The organism is Sphingomonas sp. AC435 (genome assembly GCF_979253005.1).
The window spans coordinates 25397-36629 of record NZ_CEEDCJ010000017.1; the positions used below are offsets into that span (position 1 = coordinate 25397).

Sequence of the window (11233 nt, forward strand, 5' to 3'; positions counted from 1 at the left end):
CCTGGCGAGCTGCCGTCCAAGACGGGGTAGTTGAGCCGGGAGCCGCAGCCCCCGGCTCATTGATCAATATGCGGTGGACCGTGCCTGCGATGCCGAATGCCCGCCGTTGCGGTACAGCACCTCTCGAGCGCGCTCGCCCTCGGTGCCTGCAGCCTGGACGGTCACGAGCACTCCGCCGGTCTTCAGCCGCTCGCCGTAATAGGCTGCATCGTCCTCGCTGACGCCGTGCTTGGTCAGCACCTCGTTGAAGGTACCGGCAGCCGCGCCGACAACTGCGCCGATCGCCATGGCTTCTGGGACGGCCGCCGCGGCTATCGCGCCGAGCGCAGCGAGGGGTCCGACGCCCGGGATGGCGAGCGCAGCCACGCCGAGGCCTGCACCGAGAGCGCCACCGCCCAGGATACCGCGAAGAACGCTGGTATGTTCCTCATCGGTGACCTCACCGTCGCCGCCCCTCGTCGTCATCGTTCCCTTGTTCTGGGCGATAACAGAGAGAGACGCATCGTGGACACCCGCCTGACGCAATTCAGAGACTGCCCGCTCGGCTTCGGCCTGGCTGTCGAACATGGCCGAGATCACGCTGCCGCCGCTCCATGTGTGCGACCCCGACCGGTCGCCCGTCGAAGCTGCCGCAGTGCCACCTTCGTGTCCGGTAACAGCGTTTGCAGCGCGGTCCAGGGGACCGCGATTGGGATCGTCATGGCCGGCGACAGCATTGGCAGTGCGGTCGATTGGTCCTCGGATTGGATCGTCGCGACCATCGAGAGCATTCACTGCACGGTCGATCGGTCCACGGTTCGGGTCGTCAGATCCGAAGCCTGCTCGATTGTCGATGCTCATCCAGTCTCTCCTCGTTAGCTTCCAAGCGTTAGATCGCGCAGGACCGTCTAAACTCCGTGCGATCCGAGCAACTTGAACGGTTCCAATGCCGCGGGGGTTCAAAGTAACAGGTTGGAAGCTTGATGCGCCTGCACCACCCGAGCTGGTACAACCAGATGAGATGTCGCCAATACGGCCAATGCAGAAAACTGCCAGACCGGGGGCACAGCTATCCGCCCGCAAGCGAGGGGAGAGCATCTGCGCCGGCAGCGGCGGCCATCACCCTCACCTAATGATGCGGCGACGCCAGCCTCAGCATAACGACGCTCCACCCTGCCGAACGGAACAGCGCCTTATCGCGGACCTATAAGCGGCAACGGCTGTTGATGATGTTCACGAGAGGACCAAACATGAACCTGAACGAGCTGCTGCCGAACGGTGGTATCGAAGCACTGGCAGGCCAGTTGGGCATCCCTGCGGACCAGGCGCGGCGTGGAGCTGAAGCCTTGTTGCCGTCTGTGCTGGGCGGAATGGGCGATAATGCCGCAGGCGTTGAGTCGCACGTCAACGATCTTGGCGGAGCACGCCTCGCTGACAACGTAGTGGGCACCGAGCCGACGCAGGTTGATCAGGGCAATCAATTGCTTGGAGGCATCTTCGGCTCGAAAGACGTCAGTCGTCAGGTGGCCGGGCATGCGGCGCAGAGCAGTGGGCTTAGCCCGGCGCTGCTGCAGCAGATGCTGCCGATCCTGGCGATGCTGGTGGCAGGACACCTCGCCGGGCGCTCGGGCGGACAGCAGGGCGGTCTTGGCGGCATTCTCGGCTCGGTTCTCAGCGGCTTGGGAGGCGCTGGCGGCGGTGGCGGAGTGTTGGGTGGCGCAACAGGCGGGGGGTCGCCTGCCGGGGGCCTTGGCGGCATCCTGGGCTCGATCCTGGGCGGCCGCCGCTGAGACTAAGGTGAGCTTCGTCGTTGAGCGCATCGAGGACGGGCAGGACCGGTCCGACCTCACCCTCCTCGGTGCCGGCCATCACGCCCCCTGACCTGCACCTCTAGGCGCCCCAGTCCGGTCCCTCATCGTCGGGATAGAAGCCGTCCGGATCATGTGGCTGGCTCACTCTCCGTGACGAGCTTGTGGCAGCGCTGGACGCCGGCGGCAACGTCGGCGCACCTCCTCCAAACCGCACCCGGACAAAGGCTGAGCCGTCGTCCATTCCCTGGAAGATCGCGACGGCGTCTTCCGCGCGGCCCATGCGTCCGCCGATGTAGGGTGCCCGTTCGGCGCTCAGGTAGCCGATCTGCACGCCGCGCGAGCTGATTACGGCGATGGCGTTGCTGTCGTGCTTGTCCTTCGACTCGGGCACCAGCTCCATTGGTTCGCCCGGCAGGGTCATCAACGCTTCGGACCGTCGGTTGCTGCCATCGGCGTTTGGGAAGTCGATGCCAACCACGGCAAGGGTCAGTTCCTGCATGACTGGTTTGTAGGTCTGGAGATCGTCGGAGCCAATCGCGCTGTGCCGAGCAACATGCCTCTCCGCTGCGCTTGTGAGCCACGTAGATCGGCCGGCTAGCGCCCGAAGGCTGCCATTCGTCGCTAATGGCATGACAACGGATCGTAGCGGTTGGAAACAGCGTTACTGACACGCTTACCCCATAAGGCGCCCGCCCTTCTATGTACCCTGAGCCAATCCTCGCTGCGTTGATGGCGACGACAGACGACCACGCCCGGGAAGCGGAGCGCTGCCGTCGGTTGGCGATGGGGGTCAACGATACGCGCACGTTCTCGACGCTGTCCGAGCTTGCGGACCAGCACGACCTGTGTGCTCGCATCATTGCAGAGCGGCAGCAGTAATGTCACCGTCCGACGCTACGGCAACCTGCCGAATTCGCGCAGGCAACTGATTTCAGGCCTTCCGCGACTGTCCCATTCTGATACGCCCCAGCGTCCTTCCAAGGACCAAGGGTCAAGATCATCGCGCACTATCGTCTGTATCCGCTGACGCCAGACGGCCGGATATCACACGCACTGGACGAGGACTGCACTGACGACGACCACGCGGTGCGCACCGCCGAGGCGCAAGCGCACTCTCACATCGTCGAGGTATGGGCTGGCAGTCGCAAGGTGTGCGACGTCCATCCCAGAAGCCGGTGAGGTGCTGGCTCGATCCGTTCGCTCTTGTCGAAACCGACCCCTGAGTTGCCACCGCCAGCTTGTACATGGCCTCGCCCGTAAAGTCCCTTAACGCCCCTCGGCTGAGCTTCGCGGTCTGACCGTTCGCCAGACAGTAACCCAGCGCCGGCTTCAGCTTCTGAACAGCTGCGTCTTCGCCCCTGAGTAAGGCTCGGCCATGAGCAGCGCGTAGGCGTCCTGAGGCCGTTCGGGCCACGCAGTCTCCAGACGCCCGTCCAGGCTTGTATTCGGCCGGGAATGACGCACTACCGCCCTTAAACTCGGCGGCAAGCCGAGCCGGCCGATCATCGAGAGTGGTTCGACGGCTTCAGCGTTGGCCGCTCGCAAGCGGGACTAATCCCCCGCGCTGGCGTGTATGGAGTACGGCAGTTCCGGCTCTAGATGGCTTAACCCAAGATGCTCGCTCTCGGGAGGCTCAGACTGTCACGGCGTCCGCATGGCTCTGGCTGTCCACTACTGCTCGTAGCGTTTGGACCATCTTCAAGCGCCCATCGGCAGTGAGCCCGAAGCCGGTTTCGTCGCGGTCGATGAGGCCGTATTGTACCAGCGCCGCCGCCCAGCGCTGAAGGGTCGGAAGCGAGCCGAACGTGGCCTTTGCTAGGCGATTGGCTAGGAGGCGCTCGCCGCGAACATCCGCCAGGAAGAGCTGGAGGAGAAGGTCCATTGCCGGGTCTGGGATGAGCTCGGACGGCAAGGCGGTGTGAAGGGATCGTCTGGCGGCGATCATGAGCCGCGCGACGACCTCTAGCTCCGGGGCATCCAATAAGCTCGTGTCCGTATTCCAGACCGCCTCCGTGTTGTGGTCCATGCGTGTTCTCCCGTCCGCGAACGCACTGTCATGGGAGCGGTCGTCGTCGCTGAGTATCATGACGATTCTGTCATGCGGCAAGTCCAATCCTGATCGTTCGACCGAGGCGGCAAGGTGATGTATGTTACCAAGGGAGGGGATTGCCGGTGACGACGAACAGCAACCTACTGCATCTCACGACCCTGTTGGCCGAGGCGGTAACGATAGCCGATGGACTCAACGAGTTCCTGTTGGCCGCGCGGATCGAGGACACACTAAACCTCGCGCGCCAGATTATGCATGGGAATAGGTCGAGCGGCGGTGCGACCTCCTAGGAGCAACATACTAGCCTCTCGCTCGGCCAAGCGGGAGCGCCCATGAAGATCGCCAGCTACAACGTGAACAGCGTCGCCGGCCGGCCCTCTGCCCGTTCTGCTGGGCTGGCTGACCCGCTCAATCAGTCCTGGCCGCTATGGCCGCATAGTGCCGTCTGGAGCCAGCTTCACCGTTTTTCCTGCTGCCGCTGCGGCATAGATCGCTTCGATCAACCGCAGATCGCGCAGGCCCATCTCTCCCGGCGTGCGGATGGTGGCGTTATCGCGGACCGCGTCTGTGAAGTGGTTGATCTGTCCTACGAACTGGACGCTGGGATCGCCCGGCGTGAGTTCCCGGGCGTCGTGACCTTCGATGCGCATCTTCTGCCCTGCGTAGCCGGTCGCTGGATCCATGATGAGGACGCCCTCTGTGCCCCGCACGTGCGCGAAGTTGATGCCGGCAGAGTCGTACGACGTCGCCAACTGAGCGACGGCACCTGACGGGAAGCGCCACTGGGATGCGACATGGGCGTAGATCTCTGCGAAGCGAGGATCGCCTGCGGGTCGAAAAGCGGTGGCGCTGATGCTCTCCGGCATTTCGCCGGTCAGGTAGAGCGCCGATTGCAGACCGTAGATGCCATAGTCCTCCAGCGGACCACCACCCGCCAGTGCTCGGCTCGCTCTCCAGTTGTCGCCCGGGCTGGTTGGCCCCATTCGGTAGGACTGCTCGGTGCGTACAAGCCGGATGTCACCAACCGCCCTCGCCTTCATCAGCTTCATGGCTTCGACATTGTAGGGCTCGAAATGCGACCGATAAGCGATCATCAGCTTCCGGTTAGCGCGCCGGGCAGCTGCGATCATCCGTAGGCACTCCGCACTCGATAGCGCCATCGGCTTCTCGCAGAGGACGTGCTTGCCCGCAGCAAAGGCACGGATCACCCATTCGGCGTGCTGACCCGTCGGCAGGGCGACGTACACTGCATCGATCCGCCGATCGGCAGCAATCCTCGCAAAAGCATCGTAGGAATATCGCGCATCGGCAGGTACCCCATAAGCGTCCCCCACGATCTTCAGCTTTTCAGGATTGCCGGAGACCAGTGCGGCGATGTGAGATCGCTCGGCCTGCGCGAACCGTGGCATCATCTGGTTCAGCGAGTACCCGCCGAGCCCGACGATCGCGAACCCGACGCTGTCCGGTCGCCTTGGCCGCGGCGCGGATGAGGGCAGCTTCACGCCGTCCGGCATCGGCTTGCCCGCCACCGCAGTAGCGCCGCCAGCCTGCGCCAGCGCTGCCGCCGGCGCGGCCGCCAGCGTGATGGCGGCAGCACCACCACTAGCCTCGATGAACCCTCGCCTCGTCATGCCGATGCCGACCGTCACCAAGCTCCTTTTTGCGACTCTACCGGCAGCGTAACCCGTTTCGTGGAAGATGACACCGGAGCATATCTGCACGGTGTAGCAGCGCCTCTGCGACGCCTCTTTCCTTAACCGTTTGCTGGTAGCACGGCAGTCATGCCCGCCCACGCGCTAGCGCCTTTCCAAGCCCATCAGGCGAGTGTCCTGGCAGTCGTAGCTCAAGCTGAGCAGGCGATCGCCAGAGGCAAGGAGTTTGCTGCTTCTGCTTCCGGATCCCTTTACGGCGAACTGGCTGATGCTTTGACATCGTACCAGCGGTATAAGCACAGCACCATCTATGATCCGGTGATCCAATCTGCATCTGACACGCGACGTATAGCCGTGGAATTGAAGCTCGACTGCGTACAATTGGGGAATGACTACCAGGTTTTCCTCAAGGTCTGGCATGATAGCGACGTTCGCCGAGACTGGCCTAAATGCCGGCTCACCGCTCATTCTATTCACCGCAGCGTGAGAGATGCGCTTTTTCGTGAAGCTCACCTCGTCCCCCAGCTGCAGGTGCCAAACTGGCCTCTTTCCCACACTCTGGCCGCATGACACCGTAGTCAGCCACTAGACCGACAGGTGCTGACCGTTGGGCTCAGTCTGTTTGCTCAGACGGTGCCCGCGGGGGGAATCGGCGGAAAGAGATCTGGGCAGCCGCTCCTGGCTACCGTCAACTCCATCATCGAGGTGGACAGTCTGATCCAGTCGATGCCGCGCAATAGCTGCCGCTCGGATGCGATCTGACGCTGTGTTGCATCCTTGAGCAAAACTGAAGCGGACAGATAGCCTTGCCAGTCTGAGGGGATCGTAACGGTATTCCAGCGGGCGATGTGCGAGCTTGCTGCCAACTGGAAGTTCCGGACCTCTGTTTGCATTCGCTCAGCCTGTCGCAGCGCAGGCCCACCGGCCAGTCTAAGCCGTGCCAACACCGCGCCGAGCGCATCGGCTCGGTGCCGTTGCGCCCTCGAAAGTTGCACCCTTGCCGCTGCGAGCGAGGTCATGTTCGGAGTGGCTCGCGCCATTTCGACCTCCAGCTTGATCAGACATCGCCGGATCTGGCCATGAGCCTCGAGAAGTGTGCTGGCGTCGTTCTGGAAGGCAGGTGCTTCAATGTGGCTGTCGATGATCATCCGGATACACTCCCGCTCTACCGTGCGGGAAGAAGCCGCTGGGAGGGTGGAGAGACGGTTAAACAACCACTCCGGCAAAAGCTGCTGAATCGGCCCAATAACTAGCGTTACCGCCTCCGTTTCTGATCGTCAGCGTCCTCTGCAGCGATGGCTCGTGATCCCGCTTGACCGGTTACTGACGGGCTCAACCGCCTCGCATCGCGTGTTACATGAGAAATTATCGGGCCCTTCTCATGGGGTGGCCATCATCTCTGGAAGCCGTTGGCTGGGAAGTGACGGTACGATTTTGTCTTCTAACCCACGTTGTCGCGGATCATCGGTCGGCGGGTACGATGATCCCATGCCCCTCTACACCATCACCATCGTCAACGAGCACTTCTCGCAAACTGGCGAGCAGGAGAAAGCCGATGACAACGAAGCCTGGCAGGCGGCGCTTTCCGGCACCATCGCGATCGCCGGCGAACAGGTCTCGCACGGCAATCCCTTTTTCGGTGCGGAGGTGACCGTGGCGCGGGGAGACGAGCAGGTAGGTCGCTACCTAGTCTCGGTCGGCGCAACGCCGCTCAAGGACTGATACCCACGGCTTGGACTTTCATTGTGCCGCGACCTTCTGCTGCTTCAGGTGAAGGTAGTTGGCACCGAAGCCCGCCACGTCCTGAAGCTCCAACGGACGCACGATCCGCACCGCACGGCCGGCTCTCGTGATCAGCCCTTCTGTCTCCAGCCCTTTGAGTGTGCGGTTCACGTGAACAGCCGTAAGCCCCAGCGTGTCGGCAAGCTGCTCCTGCGTCATCGGCAACTCGTAATGATACTCTGCCGCGAGGTGCTGTCGCTCGAGCCGGACGGCCACTTCACACAGCAGGTGAGCCATGCGCCTGCGGGCGTCCCGCCGGCCGATGTTGAGCAGCCATTCCCGAGCAATCGATGCCTCGATCTGGTTGTTCACGGCAAAGGCGTGCGCGATTGTCGGCCGCGCCATCGCGATCTGCTGGAGAGCGGCGCGGGGGATGTTCGCTAATTCGACATTGCCGAGAGCCTGCACATTGTGGTCAGCGCAATCCAGGAACAGATGCTGCATGTCGAGCGCGTCACCGGGGATCTGGATACCGACAATTTGCCGAGCCCCCTCCGTTTCGATCTTCTGTCGGATAGCAAAGCCGGACAGCAGGATTGCGCAGGGGTTAGGGTCAGGACCCATTGATGTGAGCGTCGCGATCTGATTCAGGCTCCGCAAGGAGACCGTGGATGAGCGACCTGTACTGGTTGACGGATGAGCAGATGACGCGCCTGCAGCCGTACTTCCCCAAGAGCCATGGCAAGCCGCGGGTCGATGACCGGCGGGTGCTGAGTGGCATCGTCTTCGTCAATCGCAACGGACTGCGCTGGTGTGATGCACCGAGCGCCTAGGTCCACACAAGCCTGTCTCGAGCGCAGTCGAGAGGACGCTGTACAACCGGTGGAAGCGCTGGGGTGAACGAGGCGTCTTCCTGCGCATGATGGAGGGTCTCGCGGCAGCGGAGGCCGTGCCAAAGACCGTCATGATCGATGCGACCTACCTGAAGGCACACCGCACGGCATCGAGCCTGCGGGTTAAAAAGGGGATCTCGGCCGCCTGATCGGCCGCACGAAAGGCGGCATGAACACCAAGCTGCACGCCGTCAGCGATGCAAACGGGCGGCCCTTGAGCTTCTTCATGACCGCCGGGCAGGTCAGCGACTACACCGGCGCGGCAGCTCTGCTTGACGATCTGCCAAAGGCGCAATGGCTGCTTGGTGATCGCGGTTATGATGCGGATTGGTTCAGGGACGCCCTGGAAGCCAAGGGCATCCAGCCCTGCATCCCGGGCCGTACATCGCGCAACGAGCCGGTCAGGTACGACAAGCGGCGCTACCGGCGCCGCAGCCGCATCGAGATCATGTTCGGCCGCCTGAAAGATTGGCGCCGCGTCGCCACACGCTGCGACCGATGCCCAACGGTCTTCTTCTCGGCCGTTGCCCTCGCGGCCACTGTCATCTTCTGGCTGTGACCAATGAGTCCTGACCCTAGCGCATGGTCCAACGTGGTACGTCTCTCTTGCTGGGCATCCGAGCCCGCAAAGGACGCCGATTCAGCCGTACGCATAGTAACCTGTGCTCCCTTCCGTCCTTCAACCAGGTAACAGCTAACTCTCGTACGCAGATTACTAATCTAGATAAGACATTCTTGCTTGCCTGAATGTCAATGTGACTGACTTAAGCAACGTCAATGACCATTCTGCATACGTATGTTGTCGACGCGTTCCGAAGGCATGGTTAGGGGACGATCATCGCTGGCTGCTTTCCCGGGTTTCCATCGACTGAGAGTTGATTGCTCCCGCCCCTGATCGCGAGAGCCCCTAGTGCCGAAATTCTACCTGCACTTGCGCAACAGCGAGGATGAGATCCTCGATCCAGACGGTGTCGAAATAGAAGTAGAGGCGGTTGCGGACGTCGCTCTCAAGAACGCACGGGACTGTATGGCTGGCGACATTCGTACAGGTCGGATCGAACTTGGGCACCGTATCGATGTCCACGATGAGTCCGATACCGTCGTGTACTCGATCAGGTTTTCAGATGCGGTCGAGATCGTGCCTGCCTGATCGATGGTAGCTGGTGCTGGATGACCGGAGTCTCGGGGGTTGAGCGCGTCGTTGCGATCGGAGGCCCCCTAAGGGCTGGTTCGCCGCGCCGCAGGAAACGAGGATCATGCCACGAGCTTCAGTCGGCTTACCGGTAGGCCGCATCCAGCCAAGCGCGCGAGCGCGGCTGGATCCGGGATCCGGAGAATGCCATTGCGCAACACAACAAGCCCGGTTGCTCTCAGCTTCTGAAGTGTACGGTTGAGGTGAACAGGGGTCAGCCCGACTGTGTCCGCCAGATCACCTTGGGAGAGCGGCAGGTGCAGCTGGTCCTCCTGGATCAGTCCCGCATCCGATGCTCTGGACCAGAGGGCGAGCAGCTGCGTTGCAAGGCGATCCATCGCGGTCCGCCTGCTGACGTTCAGAACAGTATCACGGAGCTGCGTCTCTCCGGTCCTTTGCAACCGTAACACCGCCTCAAGGATCGCCGGATGATCGCGAGCGAGCCTCCTCGCCTTATCCTTTGGAACGCGCGCCACTGTCACAGCCGTCAGGGCACAGATGCTATAGTCGAGGACGTCCGGCGTAAGGACATCGAGCAGATCGATATCGCCCGGCATCAGCACGCACGTGATTTGCCGGATGCCCATTCGCGTAGCCTTGTATTGACCAGCCCACCCGGACAGCAAGACAAGCGCCCCATGAGCTGAGTAGCCCTCCTTCACGAGGTCGGTACGTGCCGGGTAGGCTTTTCGGTCTGCGAGAGCGTCCTCAAGAGCTGCAACTTCTGCCGCTCCGAGCGTCGCCAGCCCCCCTAGCCGTTCTATTGCTCCGATCGCCATCCTGCTCCGCTTCGTCAGACGACGTGCCGTGACAGAGATTAACCAATCCGACACTGATGCAGATCAATCCTTCCCCTCCGACCGTCAATCAGAATGATTGTTTGGATACCCGGTGGCAGCCCCGGGCGATCAAGCTGGCGGTGATGTAGATCGCCTGCAGTTCGCATTGTCCTCGGTGCATCGGGATCGTTCCAGCACATTCACATGTTACCTTACTGATCCCGGCAGAGTTCAGCGCCTGGGATCAAGGCACCATCCTCTCGCACCAGCGCTGCAAGGGGATCATCATGCCACGCTACTTCTTTCACTCGCAGACCGACACGCGCATGACCGACATGGAAGGGTACGAGCTGGCAACACCTCAGGAGGCCCGTCAGCAAGCCATTCAGACCTGCGGGCAGATGATGATGGACGGCGCAGAGGTCTTTTGGGGAAGTCGGCCCTGGACGGTGACGGTGACCGACGAGACAGGGTTAATCCTGTGGGAGATCACGATGGACGGCTTTGCTGCGCCTGCATCGCTTGAGCTACGATGAGGGTCAAAAGGTGCTCCGAATTGAGTCACTGTCGTTGCTTTAGGCCTATGCCGAGGCTCGTCAGCAGGCGATACAAACCTGCGGCCAGATGATGATCGATGCTGCAGATGCGTTCTGGGGATTCCGCCCCTGGAGCATCACGGTGACGGACGCCGGGGGGTTGATCCTTTGGGAGATCATCATTGACGGAAGCGCAACGCCGGCCTCGAGAGATCTGACCTAACCCCATCGTTCAAAGCTTTCGCATCGGCGATGCAGCGCGGCACTCCTCCGGTATGGCAGTAGATTTGACCTAAGTTTGCGCCTTACGTCTCGTTCCGCAGTTATACCGGCTATGATGGATGCAAGCGCTTCGGCAAATCCCCTGACGGCCAAGCTCCGGACCATTGCCGATCTGTCGCCTGAAGATAGTGCCTCATTGGATCGGCTCGTCCATTATTTCCGTGACATCCCCAGCGGCGGCACCATCATCGATGAAGGCGACAGGCCGACACGGATCCACCTGGTGCTGGCGGGGTGGGTAGCGCGCGTGAAGTACCTGCCAGGAGGAAGCCGGCAGATCACCGGACTGCTTCTGCCGGGCGACTTCTGCAATCTTCATGCGACGATCCTGGATGAG

The 11233-nt window shown here is 61.9% G+C and carries 14 protein-coding genes and 2 pseudogenes; 9 read left to right on the forward strand and 7 right to left on the reverse strand.

From position 1 onward, the window contains the following. Positions 1-63 precede the first annotated feature (63 nt). Entirely contained in the window at positions 64-840 is a 777-nt protein-coding gene (locus AC0CH8_RS18540; protein WP_465241151.1) for a hypothetical protein, read from the reverse strand. Positions 841-1229: 389 nt separating this feature from the next. Between AC0CH8_RS18540 and AC0CH8_RS18545 the strand changes: the two genes are divergently transcribed. Next, positions 1230-1769: a DUF937 domain-containing protein gene (locus AC0CH8_RS18545; protein ID WP_465241152.1), complete on the forward strand. Its 540-nt coding sequence runs from the start codon at positions 1230-1232 to the stop codon at positions 1767-1769. 100 nt (positions 1770-1869) lie between these two features. Here AC0CH8_RS18545 and AC0CH8_RS18550 read toward each other — a convergent pair whose 3' ends face one another. Further along, positions 1870-2289, reverse strand: a complete 420-nt coding sequence (locus AC0CH8_RS18550; protein ID WP_465241153.1) for an HIRAN domain-containing protein — start codon at positions 2287-2289, stop codon at positions 1870-1872. Positions 2290-2519: 230 nt separating this feature from the next. Here AC0CH8_RS18550 and AC0CH8_RS18555 point away from each other — a divergent pair, with 230 nt between their 5' ends. Then, positions 2520-2669, forward strand: a complete 150-nt coding sequence (locus AC0CH8_RS18555) for a hypothetical protein (RefSeq protein ID WP_465241154.1) — start codon at positions 2520-2522, stop codon at positions 2667-2669. Positions 2670-3423: 754 nt separating this feature from the next. Here the strand turns inward: AC0CH8_RS18555 and AC0CH8_RS18560 are convergent. Beyond that, positions 3424-3876 (reverse strand): hypothetical protein, encoded by a 453-nt coding sequence (locus AC0CH8_RS18560; protein WP_465241155.1) that lies wholly within the window; start codon positions 3874-3876, stop codon positions 3424-3426. A gap of 389 nt (positions 3877-4265) precedes the next feature. Next, the gene (locus AC0CH8_RS18565) at positions 4266-5489 is read right to left on the reverse strand and encodes a Gfo/Idh/MocA family protein (RefSeq protein ID WP_465241156.1); all 1224 of its coding nucleotides are present in this window, start codon (positions 5487-5489) and stop codon (positions 4266-4268) included. 132 nt (positions 5490-5621) lie between these two features. Here AC0CH8_RS18565 and AC0CH8_RS18570 point away from each other — a divergent pair, with 132 nt between their 5' ends. Continuing rightward, entirely contained in the window at positions 5622-6062 is a 441-nt protein-coding gene (locus AC0CH8_RS18570) for a hypothetical protein (RefSeq protein WP_465241157.1), read from the forward strand. Between the two features lie 56 nt (positions 6063-6118). Here AC0CH8_RS18570 and AC0CH8_RS18575 read toward each other — a convergent pair whose 3' ends face one another. After that, the gene (locus AC0CH8_RS18575) at positions 6119-6640 is read right to left on the reverse strand and encodes a hypothetical protein (protein WP_465241158.1); all 522 of its coding nucleotides are present in this window, start codon (positions 6638-6640) and stop codon (positions 6119-6121) included. 340 nt (positions 6641-6980) lie between these two features. Here AC0CH8_RS18575 and AC0CH8_RS18580 point away from each other — a divergent pair, with 340 nt between their 5' ends. Beyond that, on the forward strand, positions 6981-7214 hold the full coding sequence (locus tag AC0CH8_RS18580) for a hypothetical protein (protein ID WP_465241159.1): 234 nt from the start codon (positions 6981-6983) through the stop codon (positions 7212-7214). Positions 7215-7232: 18 nt separating this feature from the next. Here AC0CH8_RS18580 and AC0CH8_RS18585 read toward each other — a convergent pair whose 3' ends face one another. After that, a complete protein-coding gene (locus tag AC0CH8_RS18585) occupies positions 7233-7874 on the reverse strand; it encodes a Crp/Fnr family transcriptional regulator (protein WP_465241160.1) in 642 nt (213 codons plus the stop codon). Positions 7875-7885: 11 nt separating this feature from the next. Between AC0CH8_RS18585 and AC0CH8_RS18590 the strand changes: the two are divergent. Both AC0CH8_RS18590 and AC0CH8_RS18595 read left to right on the forward strand, forming a co-directional pair. After that, a pseudogene (locus tag AC0CH8_RS18590) lies at positions 7886-8666 on the forward strand (IS5 family transposase). A 351-nt stretch (positions 8667-9017) separates the two neighbouring features. Beyond that, on the forward strand, positions 9018-9257 hold the full coding sequence (locus AC0CH8_RS18595) for a DUF6894 family protein (RefSeq protein WP_465241161.1): 240 nt from the start codon (positions 9018-9020) through the stop codon (positions 9255-9257). A 104-nt stretch (positions 9258-9361) separates the two neighbouring features. On the opposite strand, the gene AC0CH8_RS18600 is transcribed toward AC0CH8_RS18595, so the two are convergent. Further along, complete coding sequence (locus tag AC0CH8_RS18600) at positions 9362-10078, reverse strand: Crp/Fnr family transcriptional regulator (protein ID WP_465241162.1); 717 nt, start codon at positions 10076-10078, stop codon at positions 9362-9364. A 287-nt stretch (positions 10079-10365) separates the two neighbouring features. Here AC0CH8_RS18600 and AC0CH8_RS18605 point away from each other — a divergent pair, with 287 nt between their 5' ends. The 3 genes and pseudogenes from AC0CH8_RS18605 to AC0CH8_RS18615 form a co-directional block, all read left to right on the forward strand. Beyond that, positions 10366-10614 (forward strand): DUF6894 family protein, encoded by a 249-nt coding sequence (locus AC0CH8_RS18605; RefSeq protein ID WP_465241163.1) that lies wholly within the window; start codon positions 10366-10368, stop codon positions 10612-10614. Between the two features lie 61 nt (positions 10615-10675). Then, a pseudogene (locus tag AC0CH8_RS18610) lies at positions 10676-10837 on the forward strand (DUF6894 family protein); the annotation flags it as partial. Between the two features lie 111 nt (positions 10838-10948). Further along, the coding region (locus AC0CH8_RS18615; protein WP_465241164.1) for a cyclic nucleotide-binding domain-containing protein at positions 10949-11233 on the forward strand (285 nt) is incomplete at its 3' end.